The organism is Streptomyces sp. SirexAA-E (assembly GCF_000177195.2).
Classification (GTDB): domain Bacteria; phylum Actinomycetota; class Actinomycetes; order Streptomycetales; family Streptomycetaceae; genus Streptomyces; species Streptomyces flavovirens.
In genome coordinates this window covers 745,456-762,105 of sequence record NC_015953.1, presented here as the reverse complement: position 1 = coordinate 762,105, position 16,650 = coordinate 745,456, and the positions used below count along the sequence as shown (strand labels likewise).

Here is a 16,650-nt window from a genome sequence, read left to right as displayed (position 1 = left end):
GCCCCGTACGGCCCGTCGTTCGCAGTCAGCGGCGGGCCGTCACCGTTCCCTCCACCGCGAAGAGCTGCTCCTCGACGTGGTCCAGCGCCAGCCGCAGGGCGCCCGTGGCGACGGCCGCCTCACCCAGCAGGGAGAGTGCCACCCGGGGCGGACGCAGGCAGTAGCGAGCCAGCTCGTCCCGGAGCGGATCCAGCACTCCGTCGAGCCCCGCGGCCCAGCCGCCGACGACCACCAGCTCGGGATCGAGCGCCAGCGCGAGGGCCGCGACGTCGTGCACCAACCGCTGGATGAAGCGCTCGACGGCGGCCCGCGCACCCGCGTCACCGTGCCGTGCCTCGGCGAACACGGCGGCGACCGCATGCTCGTCCAGCGGGTCCAGCGGGGTGTCCGTCGTGGAGAGCAGGTGCTCGGGCGTGACGTCCCGGCCCAGCAGATGCAGCGCCCCGATCTCGCCGGCCGCACCGCCGAACCCTCGGTGCAGCCGCCCCCCGATCAGCGAACCGGCCCCCGGGCTCAGCCCCGCCAGGACGAAGACGATGTCGTCCGACTCGGTCGCCGCGCCCTTCCAGTGTTCGGCCACAGCGGCCGCGTTGGCGTCGTTCTCGACCAGTACTGGGCACCGGAAGGAACGGCGCAGCCGCTCACCGAGCGGAAGCCCCGTCCAGTCCGGGAGCGCCGTCCCGAGCCGCACGGTGCCGTCCGCCTCCACGATCCCGGGGCTGCCGACGCCGACCGCGCGCAGACTGCTGCGGGCGACACCGGTGCGCCGCAGCACATCGGCTATCACCCCTCTGACCTGGTCGAGTCTGTCGTCCGCGCATGCCGTCTCGGAGACTTCCCGGGATCCGGCACCGATGATCCGGCCGTCCAGCCCGGACAACAAGGCGGAGACCCGGTGCGAGCCGATCTCGACGCCCAGCAGGTATCCGGCCTCGGCACGGAACCTGAAACGCCGGGCAGGGCGCCCCTGCCGACGCGCCGCGCCGTCCTCGGGCCCGGCCTCGACCACCAGACCCGCCTCGAAGAGTCCTTCGACCACACCCTCGACCGTGGGGCGGGAGAGCCCGGTGATGCGCGTGAGGTCCGTGAGCGTCGGCGAATGAGCCCCTCGCAGGGCATGCAGCACCACCGCGGAATTGATCCGCCGCAGCAGAGACGGGTCCCCACCGGTCAGCCGGCCCACCGTGTGTCCTCCCAGGTCGTGCGCGTGTCTGCGGATCGTACTCGCTGCCCCGCCCCGGAGCGACAGACCCCGGAAGCCGGTATCGAGAGGTGACCTTGGCCGCTTCCGCGAGGCGGTCCGGTACGCCGTCCGGGGTGCCCCGGAGCACCATGGGAAGCCTGCCGGTGTTGTGTACGGGGACCGGGCGGAAGGACTGGACGAGGGTCCGCGCAGGGCGGCTCGGTGCGGGGGGTAGGGGCAGAGGGACCGGTCCGGCAACTGCCCGCGAGCGCTCCCGGCCGCCGGCCCCGGCAACGGCCCCGGGCCGGGCTGCTCCGGGCAGTCGGCCCGGGTGCCGCGTCGCCTGTCCGGCCTCAGGTGATCGCCCAGGGCCACGCGGTCACCGCTGCGGGGGAAACCCGGAAGGCGGAGCGGAGGGCGCCCCTCGTCAGCGCGGCGCCACGAAGCCGGACTCGTAGGCGGCGATCACCGCCTGGGTGCGGTCCCTGGCGCCCAGCTTGGCCAGTACGGCGCTGACGTGGGTCTTCACCGTCTGCACGCCGACGACCAGTTCGGCGGCGATCTCCGCGTTGGACAGCCCTCGTGCCATCAGCCGGAGCACCGCGGACTCGCGCTCGGTGAGCGCCGCTCGATCCATAGCGGCCCTGGCCTCGCTCGTGCCGTACTCGGCGGCGAGCTGCCGGACGGCCGCCGGGAACAGCAGCGACTCTCCCGACGCCACCAGCCGCACCGCGTGGACGATCTCGGCGGGCCGGGCCCGCTTGAGGAGGAAACCGTCGGCACCGGCCCGCAACGCCTCGTACACGTACTCGTCGTTCTCGAAGGTCGTCACCACGAGGATCTTCGGCGGCTGGGGTACGGCACGCAGCACCGCTCGCGTCGCCTCGATCCCGTCCATCAACGGCATGCGCACATCCATCGCGATGACGTCAGGCGTCAGTCGGCGTACCAAGGGGATGACAGCCGCTCCGTCGGCAGCCTCACCCACCACCTCGATGTCCTGCTGAGCCTCCAGGACCGCGCGCAGTCCCGCACGCACCAGAGGTTCGTCGTCGACCAGAAGAACGGAGACCGCCATCAGGTCAGCGTATGCGGTCGAGCGGGAGCTTCACCCGCACCGTCCACTGTCCTTCGCGTGGACCCGCCTCGGAGCTGCCCCCCAACAGGGCTGCCCGCTCTCGGATGCCCCGCAGGCCGCTGCCGCCGCCCGAGCCCCGCACCGAAGCAGGCAGGGGATTGACGATCTCCAGCTCCAGCCACCCGCCCGCGACGCCGATTCTCACCCGCACGGGAACGGAGCCGGCGTGACGCAGCACATTGGTGAGAGCCTCCTGAAGAATGCGGTACCCCTCACGGGACACCGGCCCGGGAACCAGTGTCAGAGCCCCGGACACCTCCGCGTCGACGTCGGCCCCGGAATCACGGGCCGAATCCAGCAAGCGGTCCGCCTCGGCCAGGGTCGGGCGTGCCGAGACGGGCGAGTCGGATTCCCGCAACACCTTCAGGACTCTCTCCAGGTCGTCCAGCGCGTGGCGGCCGGTCTCCTCGATGGCCGCCAACGCCCGGGCCGTGAACACCGCGTCGCCCGCCGCCCGGGCGGCGCCGGCCTGTACCACCGCGATGGTGAGCGCGTGTCCGATCGAGTCGTGGAGCTCGCGCGCCATCCGGTTGCGCTCGAGGAGGCGCTCGGTGCGCTCCTCCAAGGCGGTCATCCGCTCCGTCGCGGACGGCCCCAGCAGCTGACGGGCGACGGCGGTGACGAGATCCCCGCCCGCCACGACGACGCAGAGCAGCAGGACGATCGGCACGAGTGCGAGGGGAGCGCACCACCAGCCTGCCTGGATCCCGCGAGCCAGCCACTCGTCGCTCGGCTGCGAACCGAGCGCACCCCGGACCAGATCCACGGTGGTCGCCGAGAGGAAGACCGTCGCGAAGCCGACCGCCGCGGTGAGGAGCAGCCGCACCTCCAGCCAGACCACCGTGCGCCAGCGGTCGCTCCACGTCGCGGACGGAGCGGTGGAGATCGCGGCCCCCGGGTGTCCGCGCTCCTCGGGCCTGAGGAGGTGCTGCGCCTGGACCCCCTCGGCGAGCCGCACTGCGGGAATCAGGCCGACGGGCACGGCTACGACCATGGGCACCCATGGCGTGTCCATGTTGATGAACAGCCACACGCTGACGGCCGTGCCCGGAATGAGCAGATGCAGCCAGCGGCTGTACGTGGCCGGGAGGGCCAGCGGTCTGAGGATGCGGCGCATGCGGGCCATCGTGCCAGCGTGGGGGTGGCGCACGGCTCCCCCGTGAGAGGGAGACGGTCCACTCCGGCGGGGGAGGTGCCGGGTAGGGGCAGGCCGCCAGTCTGAGGTCATGACCAGCATCGACGTCCACGAACTCACCAAGGACTACGGGCCGACCCGAGCCGTGGACACCCTCACGTTCAGCGTGCGGCCCGGCCGTGTGACCGGCTTCCTCGGGCCGAACGGCGCGGGAAAGTCCACCACCATGCGTCTCGTCCTCGGACTGGACAGGCCCACCGCCGGCAGCGCCACGCTCGGCGGGCAGGCCTACGCCCGCCTCGGCAACCCCCTGCTCAGCGTCGGCGCCCTGCTCGACCCTCAGGCGGCACACGGCTCGCGGACGGCACGCGACCACTTGACGGCGCTGGCCACGAGTAACGGCATAGGCCGCAGCAGAGTGGAGGAGATGATCGAGCAAACCGGCCTCGGGCCGGTCGGCGGTCGGTGTATCAAGACCTTCTCCCTCGGCATGCGTCAGAGGCTGGGAATCGCGGCGGCGCTGCTCGGCGACCCGGGTGTCGTGATGCTGGACGAGCCGTCCAACGGGCTGGACCCCGAAGGCATCGTCTGGATACGCGAACTGATGCGGAAGCTGGCCGGGGAAGGGCGCACGGTCCTGGTCTCCAGCCATCTGATGAACGAGACCTCCTCGTTCGCCGACCACCTGATCGTCCTCGGCAAGGGCCGACTCCTCGTCGATCTGCCGACTCGGGAGTTCCTGGAATTCCGGAGCCGGGCCGGAGCCCGCCTCCGTACCACCGAACCCGCGCTGCTCCGCCAGGCCTTGGCCCGCCGGGGATACACGGCGGTGGAGGGCAGGGACAGAGACGGCTGGTGGACGGTCGACGAAGCCGGAGCGGAGGAAGTCGGCGCCCTGGCCGCCGCCGAGGGCATACCTCTGCTCGCACTCACCGACCGGAGACCGACCTTGGAACAGGCCTATCTCGCCCTCACGGCGAACGAAGCCCCCTTCGCCGCACAGCCGACCCACGACACCCCGGAGGACTGATCCCGTGACGATGTCGACGACTGCCGTACTGCGCTCCGAGTGGATCAAGATCAGATCCGTGCGGTCGGTCTCCGGTTCTCTCATAGCCGTTTTCGCCGCGACTCTGCTCGTCACTCTGCTCACGTTCTCGACCGTGGGGCAGGCGGAGGCGGACGCCCCGGGCCATGACCCGGTCTTCTCCGCCTTCTACGCGCTCAACTTCGGCCAGATCGCGGCCATGAGCTTCGGCGCCACCGCCGTGTCGTCCGAGTTCCTCAACGGCGCGCTGCGGATATCACTCTCGGCCGTCCCGCGCCGGGGTCTCTTCTACACGGCCAAGATGGCGGTGATCGGCACGCTCGCCCTGGTCGTCGGATCGGTCACCAGCCTGAGCACCTTCGTCTTCGGACAGCTGTTCATGGGGGAGTACGCGATCGGCCTGGGGGAGCCGGGAGCCATGCGTGCGGTCATAGGGGGCGGCATCTATCTCGCCCTGATGACCCTGCTGGCGTCGGGGCTGACAGCGCTGTTGCGCAGCGCGGTCGCCGTGCTTTCGTTGCTGGTCCCGTTCGTCCTGATCGTGTCCTTCGTCGTCGGGGACATCGCCGGCGGGGCGGCCGAGTATCTGCCGGACCGAGCCGGACAGCTGATCCTCCACCAGGCGCAGGACGGAAGCCTCGGCCCCTGGACGGGACTTGCTGTGACAGCGGGATGGGCGGGGCTCGCCCTGCTGGCCGGCTGGTGGGCCGTGAGCACGAGGGACGCCTGACGAGTCGTCGGGGCCACCGCCCGGAACCACCGTTCGCTCGGGGCCGCCTGGCGGGAACCGTGGTCCGAACGGCCACTGTGGCACCGGCGGTCGAGGCGCACCGCCGCAGCCAGACGGCTCCGGTCGGCTGGGCGTCGGCGGGGACGGGGGCGAAGCCCATGTGTCAGTGGGAGGCGGTTTACTGACGGTATGACCACCGCACATCACCTTCGCCTCATCGACGGAATGCGCTCCCGGGAATTCCCCTCGGTGCGTACCGTGTCGGGCTCGGGAGTCAGCGGGCCCGGGTTCCACACCGTCCACCTGTACGGGGAGGAGGTGCTGTGGTCCGGCGACGAGGGGGACCACATGGAACGGCGGGCGCAATGCCAGGCGGAGCACGACGCCTTGATCACCCTGCTCACTCTGCGATGGGGCGAGCCCCAGGTCATCAGCCTGTGGAGCGCGCAGGAGCGCATGCTCGCGGGGGAGGAGGTGGCGGAGCCCTGGGCCGACTCCGTCGCCGGCTGCGAATACCTTCCGCTGTGGCGGGTCGACGACCGGTGGATAGCTGTGTCACTCCACCTCGAGCGCGACGGGCCCGGCTGCGATCTGAGCGTCCTGGTGACGGCCGTCGACCCTCCCTGACCGTCCCGGCCACGACGGCTGGCATGCGCCACCACGGCTAACAGGCGCCCCAACGGCCGGCAGGTGCCGCGACGGTCGGGACGCGCCGCGCAGGGCGGGACGGCGGCGTCCGCAGGGATGGCCACGCCGGCGGCCGACGCCGACGGCTGTGACGGTCGGGATGGTCCAAGCGGGGGCGCGTGCTGCGCGAAGAGCCGGAGCGCGGCGCGTGTGTGCGTGGCATCCGCGCCGGCGGTGCCGCTCGGCGCCAGGACGACGGGGCAGACCCGACCGCACGAAAGGCGGCCCGCAGCCAGGATCGAACGGCGGCTCCGGCTGCGCTCCTACGCCCTCCCCCCTACGCCTTATGCCTCACGTCTCATGTCATACGCGGACGGGCCTGCTCCCTGATCGACGGCCGCCCGCAGCCGGGCGTACTCGGCCGCCATCGTCGTCACCGTCCAACCAGCGTTGAGACCACTGGGATTGGGCAGCGCCCAGACCCGGGCACCACCGACGGTGCGCTCCTGGGGGCCGATGCGGGCACGGCGTTCACCGAAGGCCGTGCGGTAGGCGGTGACACCGACGACGGCGAGCCAGAGCGGCCCCAGCTCCGCCACCTTCGCCGACAGAGCCTCCCCGCCCGCGCGGTATTCGTCGGTGCTCAGCTCGTCCGCCCGGGCCGTGGCCCTGGCCACCACGTTGGTGATGCCCAGCCCGTAGCCCAGCAGCTCGCTCTGCTCCGACGGTTGCAATCGACGAGGGGTGAAGCCCGACAGGTGAAGGACCGGCCAGAACCGATTGCCGGGATGGGCGAAGTGGTGCCCCGTCACGGCCGTCGTCAGGCTCGGGTTGATACCGCAGAACAGCACGCGCAGGCCGCCCGTGACCACGTCGGGCACGACGCGGTCACGGGCGGCCTGGAGCTCCTCGGGTGTCATCGGGCAGTGGGAAGTGGCCGTCAGAGGATGGAGCCCGGGATGTAACCGGCGGCTTCCGGATACTGCTCGGCGATCTTCTCGATCCTGGCCACCAGCGCGGTGACCTGGTCGCCGGCCGCACCGGTGAAGGAGAGCTTGTCCTCCATCAGCGCGTCCAGCTGCGCACGGTCGAGCGGGATACGTGCGTCGGCGGCCAGCTTGTCCAGCAGTTCGTTGCGCTCGGCACCCTGCTCACGCATGGCCAGCGCCGAGGCCACCGCGTTCTCCTTGATGGCCTCGTGGGCGACCTCGCGGCCGACCCCCGCGCGCACCGCTCCCATCAGCACCTTGGTCGTGGCGAGGAACGGCAGGTAGCGGTCCAGCTCGCGCGCCACGACGGCGGGAAACGCGCCGAACTCGTCGAGGACGGTGAGGAAGGTCTCCAGCAGGCCGTCGAACGCGAAGAAGGCGTCCGGCAGCGCCACCCGGCGCACCACGGAACAGGAGACGTCGCCCTCGTTCCACTGGTCGCCCGCCAGCTCGCCCGTCATCGACGCGTAACCGCGCAGGATCACCATCAGGCCGTTCACACGCTCACAGGAGCGGGTGTTCATCTTGTGGGGCATCGCCGACGACCCGACCTGGCCGGGCTTGAAGCCCTCGGTCACCAGCTCGTGCCCGGCCATCAGCCGGATCGTCTTGGCGACCGACGAGGGCGCGGCGGCCAGCTGCACCAGCGCCGTCACGACGTCGTAGTCGAGCGAACGGGGGTAGACCTGGCCGACGGAGGTGAAGGACTGTGTGAAGCCGAGGTGCCCGGCGATGCGCTGCTCCAGGTCGGCGAGCTTGTCCGCGTCGCCGCCGAGCAGGTCCAGCATGTCCTGCGCCGTACCCACGGGACCCTTGATGCCGCGCAGCGGGTAACGGTCCAGCAGGTCCTCCAGCCGCCCGTAGCCCACCAGCAGCTCGTCCGCGGCGGTCGCGAAGCGCTTGCCCAGCGTCGTGGCCTGCGCGGCCACGTTGTGCGAGCGGCCCGCGAGGACCAGCTCGCGGTATTCGGCCGCCAGTTTGCCGAGACGCGCCAGCACCGCCACCGTCCGGTCGCGCATCAGTTCCAGCGAGAGCCGGATCTGCAACTGCTCGACGTTCTCGGTCAGGTCCCGGGACGTCATGCCCTTGTGCACCTGCTCATGGCCGGCGAGGGCGTTGAACTCCTCGATCCGGGCCTTCACGTCATGGCGCGTGATCTTCTCGCGCTCGGCGATCGAGGCGAGGTCGACCTGGTCGACCACCCGCTCGTAGTCGGCCAGCGCCGCGTCGGGTACCTCGATCCCGAGGTCCTTCTGAGCGCGCAGCACCGCCAGCCACAGCCGGCGTTCCAGCTTCACCTTCTGCTCGGGGGACCAGAGGACGGCCAGCTCCGTAGAGGCATAGCGGCCGGCCAGGACATTGGGGATGCGAGGCTTCGCAGACACAGCAGTCACGTAGCCGGAGTTTACCGGTCGTCCATACAGGCTCCGAACCGTCTCGATGACGTAGGAACCTCCAGGTCCGGGGCCTTCCGGCCCGGCCCTGACAGGTCAGGGCTCCTGGGGCCGGACACCTCCGGAGCCGCACGGTGAGCGGCTGCCGGGCGCAGGACCCCCTCGGTCGGCAGGGCCGCGGGACCCGCTTCCGCGAGCCGTTCCTCGGTGGTGTCCTGTCTCAGGGCCGGAGCCGCCCGACGGCGAGGCCGTGGCGCCCGGCCGCCTGTCTGATCCGATCGCACACCACACGTGCTGACGCCGGCCGGGAACGTCCACCGGCATCGGTGGTGACCGGTGGAGGTCAGCCGTCCAGGCGGCGCCAGCCCGCCACGGGCCCGGGGGCGTCCAGATCCTCCGGGGTGATCCAGAAGGCCGTTCCGAGCGCCGCGTCGAACTGGGCTCCCGCCCGCCCGTCACCGGACGACCTGCCCGTGAGGCGCCGCCCGATCCACGGCATCAGGTGCTGACGGGCGAACCGCACGTCGTCCACCCGTCGCGTGGCCCAGCGCACCGGCGGTGTCACGGGCATCGGCTCACGCCAGTCGCACTCCGCCGGAAGGCCGAGCGTCTGCCAGACCGCTTCGGCGACCCGGCGGTGCCCCTCGGCCGTCAGGTGGAGGCGGTCCACGTCCCACATCCGCGGGTCGGCGAGCGACGGCGCACCGTAGAGATCGACCACCAGCGCCCCGTGCCGGGCGGCGAGCTCGTCCACCAGGGAGAAGAGCTCCTCCATCCGGGGGCGGAAGCGCTCCAGCACCGGTCCGTTCCGGCCGGGACTCCGCATCAGTACGAGCGTCCCGCAGGCCGGGGCCAGCCGCTCGACCGCCTCTTCCAGCCGGCCCCGCACCATGCCCATGTCGCACTTCGGGCGAAGCGTGTCGTTGAGACCGCCGACGAGCGTGACGACGTCCGGCTTCAGCGCGGCGGCCACGGGTACCTGCTCGTCGACGATCTGGCCGATGAGCTTGCCGCGCACCGCGAGATTGGCGTAACGGAAGCCCGGCGTCCGGGCCGCGAGCCGGGAGGCGAGGACGTCGGCCCAGCCGCGGTACGAACCGTCGGGCAGCAGGTCCGACATGCCTTCGGTGAAGGAGTCACCGACCGCGACGAGACTGGTGTAGGAGGCATTCAATTCCATGGCGGTTGCGATCGTACCGCGACGCGGGCCGGGACCGGGGGCCCGGAAGACCCCGGCCCCGCCCGCGTCACGGAACGGATGCCCGTACGCCCGCCGCCGTGCCCGGTCAGTGGGTCTGGTGCCGGCCCACCAGCTCGCGCAGCACGTCCTCCATCGTGACCAGGCCCGTCGGCCGGTTGTCGTCGTCGACGACGACCGCCAGGTGCGTACGGCTCCGGCGCAGCGCCGTCAGCACGTCGTCGAGGGGGGTGGTGGCCCGCACCCGGGCGATCGGGCGCAGCGCCGACACCGGGAACGGAACGTCCCGGGGAGTGGCGTCCAGGGCGTCCTTCACATGGAGGTACCCGAGGATCCGCTGCTTGCTGTCCATCACCGGGAAACGCGAGAACCCCGACTCCCAGGACAGCCGCTCCAGCTCCTCCGGTGTCGTGCCGACCCGGGTGTACAGCACCTTGTCGATCGGCAGCAGCACGTCACGCACCGGGCGCCGGCCCAGCTCCAGGGCGTGCCGCAACCGCTCCGCGGAGCGGTCGTCGACGAGTCCGGCGTCCCCGGCGTCCTTGACGAGCAGCGCGAGTTCGTCGTCGGAGAAGGTCGCGGACACCTCGCTCCTGGTCTCCACCCGCAACAGCTTGAGCAGGGCGTTGGCGAACGCGTTGATGGCGAAGATCACTGGGCGCAGCGCCCTGGAGAGGGCCACCAGCGGCGGCCCGAGCAGCAGTGCGGTGCGCGCGGGCTCGGCCAGCGCGATGTTCTTCGGCACCATCTCGCCGAGCAGCATGTGCAGATAGGTCGCCAGCGCCAGGGCGATCACGAACGAGGCCGGGTGGACCAGTCCGTGCGGCACACCCACCGTGTCGAACACGGGCTCCAGCAGGTGGGCGATGGCGGGTTCGGCCACGATGCCCAGGACCAACGTGCAGAGCGTGATGCCCAGCTGCGCGGCCGCCAGGAGCGCCGAGACGTGTTCGAGTCCCCAGATCACACTGCGCGCCCGCTTGTCGCCGGCCTCCGCCTCCGGTTCGATCTGGCTGCGGCGTACGGAGATCAGGGCGAACTCCGCGCCGACGAAGAAAGCGTTCACGACCAGCGTCAGCAGGCCGATGAAGAGCTGGAGAGCGATCATCGTGCCTCCTCCGTCGGCTCGTCGTTCCCGGGCAGCGGTGCGTGCAGCAGGGCGCGCGCGGCGCGGTGCCCCGAGGCGTCCACCACATCGATCCGCCAGCCGCCGAGCTCGACCGTGTCGCCGACCACCGGGATGCGTCCGACGTCGGTGGCGATGAGCCCGGCCAGCGTCTCGTAGGGCCCGTCCGGCACCCGCAGCCCCACGGTCCTGAGCTGGTCGGTGCGGGCGGCGCCGTCCGCCGACCACAGGGTGCGCCCGTCGGCGTCCTCGCCGGCCGGCGCCAGGTCGGGTGTCTCGTGCGGATCGTGCTCGTCCCGCACCTCGCCGACGACCTCCTCGACGATGTCCTCCAGCGTGACCACGCCCGCCGTCCCGCCGTACTCGTCGATGACGACCGCCATGGCGAGTTTGCCCGACAGCCGGTCCAGCAGTTCGTCCACCGCGAGCGTCTCCGGTACGAGCAGCGGCTCGCGCAGCATCTCGGAGACCCTCTTGCGGGGCCGCTCGGCGGCCGGGACCGCCAGGACGTCCTTGATGTGTGCCACACCGACGACGGTGTCCAGGCTGCCCCGGTAGACCGGGAACCGGGAGAGACCGGTCGCCCGGGTGGCGTTCGCGACGTCCTCCGCGGTGGCCAGCACGTCCAGCGCCGTGACCTGGACGCGAGGCGTCATCACGTTCTCGGCGGTCAGCTCCGAGAGGCTGAGGGTCCGCACGAACAGCTCGGCCGTGTCGGCCTCCAGAGCCCCCTCCTTCGCGGAGTGACGCGCCAGGGCCACCAGCTCCTGAGGGCTGCGCGCCGAGGCCAGCTCCTCGGCCGGTTCCAGGCCGAACCGGCGCACGATGCGGTTGGCCGTGTTGTTGAGGTGGCCGATGAACGGCCGGAAGACGGCCGTGAACATCCGCTGCGGCGTGGCGACGTTCTTGGCGACGGCCAGCGGCGACGAGATGGCCCAGTTCTTCGGTACGAGCTCACCGACCACCATCAGCACGACGGTGGACAGTGCCGTACCGATCACCAGCGCGAGCGAGGACGACACACCGGGCGAAAGCCCCGTGGCCTCCACCGGGCCGCGGATCAGCGCGGCGATGGACGGCTCGGAGAGCATGCCGACCACCAGATTGGTGACCGTGATGCCGAGCTGGGCGCCGGAGAGCTGGAAGGTGAGGCTGCGGACGGCCTTGAGGGCTCCCTCCGCGCCCCGCTCTCCCCGCTCGACGGCCCGTTCGAGCTCGCTGCGCTCGACGGTCGTCAGAGAGAATTCGGCCGCCACGAACGCGCCGCAGGCCAGGGAGAGCAGCACGGCCACCAGGAGCAGAAGCACTTCGGTCATCGGTTCACCTCCGTCCCATGATCGGACAGGGGCAGGAGGTTCGCGCGATGTCGGAGGCCCGCGCGACGACGGCGGTACCGGCTACTGGGAGGCTCGCCCATGGGCGGACGTTCACACCTTTCGAAGAATCGAACAGCGGGAAGCCATTCTAGGAGGACGGCAAAGCGCCAGGAGGCGTGAGCCGGTACCGCTCGTGAGCGGGCTCAGAGCCGTTCCGGCCGGAACGTCACGTGGGTCCGCTCACCGTACGCGTCGGTGACGTCGGCCGTGACGCCCCGCCACTCCTCGTCCGGCTCCTCCGCCACCCGGTACTCCGTCTGCCCCAGCAACCGCTCGGTCACCCCCACGCCCGTCAGACGGTCGGTCAGCGCGAGGGTCCAGTCGCCGCCGGCACCCGGCACGGTGGACGCGCGGGCGAGGAACGACACGGGTCAGTCGTCGCATTCGTCGGTGAACACGCCGTGCCGCCCGATCAGTTCGGCGAGCCCCTCGCACGTGCCGAGCGGCTCCGCAACCGCCAGCCGGAACAACTCCGCGGGCGGGACGCCCCCCACCGGCGTCAGGGCGTATCCGGAGTCGAGCACGTACGCGAAGAGCGAGGACGAGGACCGTATCCAGCTGTAGTCGGCCGCCGTGGGTGGGTTCATACCGGCATCGTGCCGTCGGCCACCGACACCGGGCCGCGATCAGCGCCGGGCGGCCCGGACGCACAGCGGCTCGCCCGCCCGCGACGCGTTCGGGACCTACGACCCCGTATGGGTCGCCGTGGGCGGCCTGTGCGCCGTCGCAGCCGTGCTGTCCCTGTTGGTCCGCCGCTCTCCCGCTCACGGCCCGCAACGGTCCGGGGAAGAACAGGTGTACGGGACACGATCCCGGTCCTCTTGCCGGTGCTAGCACCCTCGCGCTAGCGTGAAAGCGTGCCCAAGACCCAGCTGAACGTCCGAGTGGACGAGGCCACCGCCGAGACGGCGCGGCAGCGCGCGCTGCAACGGGGAGTGAGCGTGAACCGCTACATCGAAGAGCTCGTCAGACAGGACGCGGGCGAGGTGGGACACACCTTCGTCGAGGCCGCGGCCGACTTCATGAAGCAGTACGAGTCGGTGTTCGCCGAGGAGTTCGGCCCGGAGCGCGAAGGCAGCCGTTGAACCTGCGGATCGACCTCGCCTGGCTGCTCATGGTGGCCGAGCACAAGACGCCCGGTGATCCGCAGGTCGCCGACTGGGGAGCGCTGGTCGCCGCGGTCAGCAGGCACGAGGCGGAGATATTCGGCAGCCCCGTGTACAGCGACCCGCAGGCCAGGGCTGCCGCGCTGCTCCAGCTCCTGCTGCACGTCCCCGCGCTCGAACACTCCAACGCGATGTTCGCGTCCGCCGTCGCCTACGGCTACCTCGTCGCCTCGGGGCTGAAGGTCGTCACCTCCCCCGAGCGGGTACGCGACCTCGCCCGGCTGGTGAAGGAGGGCAAGGCGGACGTCCGGGCCATCGCCGACGAACTGCGTCGGTGGAGCCTGTGATCCGGCCCTGACCCGCCGCCCCGCCCCGCCGCTCAGCCGGGCTGCCGGTGGCCGCCGAGCGAGGGGGCCAGCCAGCTCGCCGCCCGCGCACGGAAGTCGGACGGGGCGAGCGATCCCGCTCCGGCGGGCACGACGCCCAGCAGCGGGACACCCGCGGCGACCGGAAGGTCCTCGACGTTGCACCGGGACGCCAGGTCCGGTTCGGCCGGCATGCTGCCCACCACCACGCCGGGGCATTCCAGGCCGCGTGTCCGCAGCGCCTCCGTCGTCAGTGCCGTCGCGTTCAGCGTGCCGAGACCCGCGGGGGCCACGAGCAGCACCGGCGCTGCCAGCAGCCGGGCGGCGTCCGCGAGCGTGGAACCCGCACCGTCGAACCGTACGAGCAGCCCGCCCGCGCCCTCGACCAGCACCAGATCGTGCTCGGTCGCCATCTTCTGTGCCGCCTCGGCGATCTCGTACGGGCGGACCGGGGCCATACCCGCCCGGCGCGCCGCGGTCTCGGGGGCCAGCGGCTCGGGGAAACGGGCCAGCTCCACCGCGGTGACGTGCGCGCCCGCCAGCCGGGCCACCTCCGCGGCGTCCCCCGGCTCCCCGGGCGCGAGCCCCGTCTGCGCGGGCTTGAGCACCGCCACACGGCGGTCTTGGAAGGCGGCCGCCACGGCCGCCGTCACGACGGTCTTCCCGATCTCCGTGCCCGTACCGGACACCACCAACACGGTCATCTCAGCCCCTCTCCGCAGCCGCGCACACGGCCCGGCAGATCCTCGCCACGTCGTCGTCACCGGTGACGTACGGCGGCATCGTGTACACCAGGTCGCGGAACGGGCGCAGCCACACGCCCTCGCTCACGGCGGCCCGTGTGGCGGCCTCCATGTCCACCTCGTGGTCCAGCTGCACGACCCCGATCGCGCCCAGCACCCGGACGTCTCGGACCCCGGGCAGCGCGGCGGCCCCGGCGAGCCCCTGCTCCAGCCCGGCGCCGATCCGCTTCACCTCCGCCTCCCAGTCCCTCTCCAGCAGCAGGTCCACCGAGGCGCAGGCCACCGCCGAGGCGAGCGGATTGCCCATGAAGGTGGGCCCGTGCGCCAGCACCGGCACCTCCCCGCGGGAGATGCCCTCCGCCACCCGCGAGGTGCACAGCGTCGCCGCCAGTGTCAGATAGCCGCCGGTCAGCGCCTTGCCGACGCACATGACGTCGGGGGAGACCCCCGCGTGCTGCGCCGCGAAGAGCTTCCCGGTGCGGCCGAACCCCGTGGCGATCTCGTCGAACACCAGCAGGACGTCGTTGGCGTCGCACGCCTCCCGCAGCACCCGGAGGTACGCGGGCGAGTGGAACCGCATCCCGCCCGCGCCCTGCACCACCGGCTCCACGATCACCGCGGCCAGCTCATGGGAGTGGTCCGCGATCAGCGTGCGCAGATGCCGTGCGTATGCCTCGTCCGGCTCCGCGTCGAAGCCGTCCGGCGGGGCGTCCGCGAAGACCTGCCGGGGCAGGGCCCCCGACCACAGCTCGTGCATGCCGCCCTCGGGGTCGCACACCGACATGGGCTGCCAGGTGTCCCCGTGGTAGCCGCCGCGCCAGGTCAGCAACCGGTGCTTGCCGGGCCGCCCGGCCGAACGCCAGTACTGCAGGCACATCTTCACCGCCACCTCGACGGAGACCGAACCCGAGTCGGCGAGGAAGACGTGCCGCAGCGGGGCCGGGGTGATCTCCACCAGGCGGGCGGCCAGCCGGACCGCGGGCTCGTGGGTGAGCCCGCCGAACATCACATGGCTCATCCGGTCCAGCTGGCCGCGGGCAGCCTCGTTGAGCACCGGATGGTTGTAACCGTGCACCGCCGACCACCAGGACGACATACCGTCCACCAACTCCCGCTGGCCGTACGCGGGTTCGGCGAGCCGGAGCCGCACCCCGGACGCGGACTCCACGACCAGCGGCTCCTGCCGGCCCGGCATCGGGCCGTAGGGGTGCCAGACGTGCGCCCGGTCCAGGGAACGGAGTTCGGCGGGGGAGAGCGGATCAGGCATTGGGCGCGATGTCCGTACCGGCCCCGCGACGGCGGACCGCCACCAGATCCGTACGCGCCGACGACGCCTCGGCGCCGGACGGCGCCCCTTCGGAGGCGGTCTCCGGCGTGTCACCGCAGGGGGCGCAGCCGCCGCCGTGCGATCCGCAGCCGTCCTCCGCCGCCGGCACGCGGTGCCCGGGCAGCGTCGTCGTGCCGGCGCCCTCCACCTCGAAACCGGCGTCGGCGATCATGTCGAGGTCCGTCTGGCCGGCCTGGCCCTCGCTGGTCAGGTAGTCGCCCAGGAAGATGGAGTTGACCAGGTGCAGGGCCAGCGGCTGGAGCGAGCGCAGATGGACCTCGCGCCCGCCGGCCAGCCGCACCTCGGCGTCCGGACAGACGAAGCGGACCATGGCGAGGATCCGCAGGCACCGCTGCGGGGTCAGATGCCACTCCTCGGCGAGCGGCGTCCCCTCCATGGGGATCAGGAAGTTCACCGGCACGGAGTCGGGGTCCAGCTCACGCAGCGAGAACACGACGTCCACCAGATCGGCGTCGCTCTCGCCCATGCCGGCGATCAGACCGGAACACGCGGACAGCCCGGCGGCCTGGGCCTGCTGCACGGTGTCCACGCGGTCGGCGTAGGTGTGGGTGGTGGTGATGTCCCCGTAGGTGGCCTCCGAGGTGTTCAGGTTGTGGTTGTACGCGTCGGCGCCGGCCGACTTCAGCCGTTCCGCCTGGCCCTCGGAGAGCAGGCCGAGACAGGCGCAGACCTCGACGTCCTCGTGCCGGTCCTTGATCGCCTCGATGGTCTTCGACACCCGGTCCACGTCCCGGTCCGTGGGCCCCCGGCCGCTGGCCACCAGACAGACCCGCTTCGCGCCCCCGGCCACCCCGGCGGCGGCGGCCTTCGACGCCTCGTCCGGCTTCAGCCAGGTGTACTTGAGGATCTCCGCCTTGGAGCCCAGCCGTTGCGAGCAGTACGAGCAGTCCTCGGGGCAGAGCCCGGACTTCAGATTCACCAGGTAGTTGAGCTTCACGCGCCGCCCGAACCACTGGCGGCGCACCTTTCCGGCCGCGGCCACCACGTCGAGCAGTTCGTCGTCGGAGGTCGCCAGCACGGCGAGCGCTTCTTCACGGGTCGGCAGTTCGCGCCGCAGCCCCTTGTCCACCAGCGTGTTCAGCAGGTCCATGAGCCTGATCCTGGCCTACCGCACGGCCATCGGCCAAGGAGGAACCGGACAGGA

Annotated in this window: 18 protein-coding genes and 1 pseudogene; 6 read left to right on the top strand and 13 right to left on the bottom strand. The window is 71.7% G+C overall.

Going from position 1 to position 16,650, the window contains the following annotated elements; genetic code table 11:
• Nucleotides 1-25: 25 nt before the first annotated feature.
• The 3 genes from SACTE_RS03270 to SACTE_RS03260 form a co-directional block, all read right to left on the bottom strand.
• Nucleotides 26-1,183: an ROK family transcriptional regulator gene (locus SACTE_RS03270; protein ID WP_014044603.1), complete on the bottom strand. Its 1,158-nt coding sequence runs from the start codon at nt 1,181-1,183 to the stop codon at nt 26-28.
• A 427-nt stretch (nt 1,184-1,610) separates the two neighbouring features.
• The gene (locus SACTE_RS03265; RefSeq protein ID WP_014044602.1) at nt 1,611-2,261 is read right to left on the bottom strand and encodes a response regulator transcription factor; all 651 of its coding nucleotides are present in this window, start codon (nt 2,259-2,261) and stop codon (nt 1,611-1,613) included.
• A gap of 4 nt (nt 2,262-2,265) precedes the next feature.
• Nucleotides 2,266-3,438 carry a histidine kinase gene (locus tag SACTE_RS03260; RefSeq protein ID WP_026359038.1) on the bottom strand — a complete coding sequence of 391 codons (1,173 nt, stop codon included), beginning with the start codon at nt 3,436-3,438 and terminating at the stop codon, nt 2,266-2,268.
• A gap of 109 nt (nt 3,439-3,547) precedes the next feature.
• Between SACTE_RS03260 and SACTE_RS03255 the strand changes: the two genes are divergently transcribed.
• The 3 genes from SACTE_RS03255 (at nt 3,548) to SACTE_RS03245 (ending at nt 5,861) form a co-directional block, all read left to right on the top strand.
• The gene (locus SACTE_RS03255; protein ID WP_014044600.1) at nt 3,548-4,486 is read left to right on the top strand and encodes an ATP-binding cassette domain-containing protein; all 939 of its coding nucleotides are present in this window, start codon (nt 3,548-3,550) and stop codon (nt 4,484-4,486) included.
• 10 nt (nt 4,487-4,496) lie between these two features.
• Complete coding sequence (locus SACTE_RS03250) at nt 4,497-5,234, top strand: ABC transporter permease (RefSeq protein ID WP_176724325.1); 738 nt, start codon at nt 4,497-4,499, stop codon at nt 5,232-5,234.
• A gap of 189 nt (nt 5,235-5,423) precedes the next feature.
• Nucleotides 5,424-5,861: a hypothetical protein gene (locus SACTE_RS03245; protein ID WP_014044598.1), complete on the top strand. Its 438-nt coding sequence runs from the start codon at nt 5,424-5,426 to the stop codon at nt 5,859-5,861.
• 344 nt (nt 5,862-6,205) lie between these two features.
• Here SACTE_RS03245 and mug read toward each other — a convergent pair whose 3' ends face one another.
• From mug to SACTE_RS03210, 7 genes are all read right to left on the bottom strand, one after another.
• Nucleotides 6,206-6,781, bottom strand: coding sequence for a G/U mismatch-specific DNA glycosylase (mug, locus tag SACTE_RS03240; RefSeq protein WP_014044597.1), 576 nt, complete (start codon nt 6,779-6,781; stop codon nt 6,206-6,208).
• Between the two features lie 20 nt (nt 6,782-6,801).
• A complete protein-coding gene (purB, locus tag SACTE_RS03235; RefSeq protein WP_014044596.1) occupies nt 6,802-8,235 on the bottom strand; it encodes an adenylosuccinate lyase in 1,434 nt (477 codons plus the stop codon).
• Between the two features lie 352 nt (nt 8,236-8,587).
• Nucleotides 8,588-9,424, bottom strand: coding sequence for an SGNH/GDSL hydrolase family protein (locus tag SACTE_RS03230; RefSeq protein ID WP_014044595.1), 837 nt, complete (start codon nt 9,422-9,424; stop codon nt 8,588-8,590).
• A 106-nt stretch (nt 9,425-9,530) separates the two neighbouring features.
• Nucleotides 9,531-10,550: a hemolysin family protein gene (locus tag SACTE_RS03225; RefSeq protein ID WP_014044594.1), complete on the bottom strand. Its 1,020-nt coding sequence runs from the start codon at nt 10,548-10,550 to the stop codon at nt 9,531-9,533.
• The gene (locus SACTE_RS03220; RefSeq protein ID WP_014044593.1) at nt 10,547-11,884 is read right to left on the bottom strand and encodes a hemolysin family protein; all 1,338 of its coding nucleotides are present in this window, start codon (nt 11,882-11,884) and stop codon (nt 10,547-10,549) included. Before SACTE_RS03220 ends, SACTE_RS03225 begins: the two co-directional genes overlap by 4 nt.
• Nucleotides 11,885-12,087: 203 nt before the next feature.
• The gene (locus SACTE_RS03215; RefSeq protein WP_014044592.1) at nt 12,088-12,312 is read right to left on the bottom strand and encodes a DUF6461 domain-containing protein; all 225 of its coding nucleotides are present in this window, start codon (nt 12,310-12,312) and stop codon (nt 12,088-12,090) included.
• Nucleotides 12,313-12,315: 3 nt separating this feature from the next.
• Nucleotides 12,316-12,531, bottom strand: coding sequence for a DUF6461 domain-containing protein (locus tag SACTE_RS03210; RefSeq protein WP_014044591.1), 216 nt, complete (start codon nt 12,529-12,531; stop codon nt 12,316-12,318).
• Between the two features lie 76 nt (nt 12,532-12,607).
• On the opposite strand from SACTE_RS03210, the pseudogene SACTE_RS34830 reads away from it, so the two are divergent.
• From SACTE_RS34830 to SACTE_RS03200, 3 genes and pseudogenes are all read left to right on the top strand, one after another.
• Nucleotides 12,608-12,778, top strand: a pseudogene (locus tag SACTE_RS34830) (MFS transporter); the annotation flags it as partial.
• Nucleotides 12,779-12,801: 23 nt separating this feature from the next.
• On the top strand, nt 12,802-13,029 hold the full coding sequence (locus SACTE_RS03205; RefSeq protein ID WP_014044590.1) for a hypothetical protein: 228 nt from the start codon (nt 12,802-12,804) through the stop codon (nt 13,027-13,029).
• Nucleotides 13,026-13,397 (top strand): hypothetical protein, encoded by a 372-nt coding sequence (locus tag SACTE_RS03200; RefSeq protein ID WP_014044589.1) that lies wholly within the window; start codon nt 13,026-13,028, stop codon nt 13,395-13,397. The genes SACTE_RS03205 and SACTE_RS03200 overlap by 4 nt, the downstream gene beginning before the upstream one ends.
• Before the next feature lie 32 nt (nt 13,398-13,429).
• On the opposite strand, the gene bioD is transcribed toward SACTE_RS03200, so the two are convergent.
• From bioD to bioB, 3 genes are read right to left on the bottom strand one after another with little or no spacing between them, the layout of a single operon-like run.
• On the bottom strand, nt 13,430-14,119 hold the full coding sequence (bioD, locus tag SACTE_RS03195) for a dethiobiotin synthase (protein ID WP_014044588.1): 690 nt from the start codon (nt 14,117-14,119) through the stop codon (nt 13,430-13,432).
• 1 nt (nt 14,120) lies between these two features.
• Entirely contained in the window at nt 14,121-15,425 is a 1,305-nt protein-coding gene (locus SACTE_RS03190; RefSeq protein WP_014044587.1) for an adenosylmethionine--8-amino-7-oxononanoate transaminase, read from the bottom strand.
• The gene (bioB, locus tag SACTE_RS03185; protein WP_014044586.1) at nt 15,418-16,596 is read right to left on the bottom strand and encodes a biotin synthase BioB; all 1,179 of its coding nucleotides are present in this window, start codon (nt 16,594-16,596) and stop codon (nt 15,418-15,420) included. The genes SACTE_RS03190 and bioB overlap by 8 nt, the downstream gene beginning before the upstream one ends.
• Nucleotides 16,597-16,650 lie beyond the last annotated feature (54 nt).

Excerpts from the sequence above, each read along its gene's own strand:
- SACTE_RS03220 (WP_014044593.1), bottom strand. The coding sequence starts at position 11,884 with ATGACCGAAGTGCTTCTGCTCCTGGTGGCCGTGCTGCTCTCCCTGGCC.
- SACTE_RS03230 (WP_014044595.1), bottom strand. The coding sequence starts at position 9,424 with ATGGAATTGAATGCCTCCTACACCAGTCTCGTCGCGGTCGGTGACTCC.
- bioB (WP_014044586.1), bottom strand. The coding sequence starts at position 16,596 with ATGGACCTGCTGAACACGCTGGTGGACAAGGGGCTGCGGCGCGAACTG.
- SACTE_RS03210 (WP_014044591.1), bottom strand. The coding sequence starts at position 12,531 with ATGAACCCACCCACGGCGGCCGACTACAGCTGGATACGGTCCTCGTCC.
- SACTE_RS03265 (WP_014044602.1), bottom strand. The coding sequence starts at position 2,261 with ATGGCGGTCTCCGTTCTTCTGGTCGACGACGAACCTCTGGTGCGTGCG.
- SACTE_RS03250 (WP_176724325.1), top strand. The coding sequence starts at position 4,497 with ATGTCGACGACTGCCGTACTGCGCTCCGAGTGGATCAAGATCAGATCC.
- mug (WP_014044597.1), bottom strand. The coding sequence starts at position 6,781 with ATGACACCCGAGGAGCTCCAGGCCGCCCGTGACCGCGTCGTGCCCGAC.
- SACTE_RS03245 (WP_014044598.1), top strand. The coding sequence starts at position 5,424 with ATGACCACCGCACATCACCTTCGCCTCATCGACGGAATGCGCTCCCGG.
- SACTE_RS03260 (WP_026359038.1), bottom strand. The coding sequence starts at position 3,438 with ATGCGCCGCATCCTCAGACCGCTGGCCCTCCCGGCCACGTACAGCCGC.
- bioD (WP_014044588.1), bottom strand. The coding sequence starts at position 14,119 with ATGACCGTGTTGGTGGTGTCCGGTACGGGCACGGAGATCGGGAAGACC.
- SACTE_RS03225 (WP_014044594.1), bottom strand. The coding sequence starts at position 10,550 with ATGATCGCTCTCCAGCTCTTCATCGGCCTGCTGACGCTGGTCGTGAAC.
- SACTE_RS03255 (WP_014044600.1), top strand. The coding sequence starts at position 3,548 with ATGACCAGCATCGACGTCCACGAACTCACCAAGGACTACGGGCCGACC.
- SACTE_RS03190 (WP_014044587.1), bottom strand. The coding sequence starts at position 15,425 with ATGCCTGATCCGCTCTCCCCCGCCGAACTCCGTTCCCTGGACCGGGCG.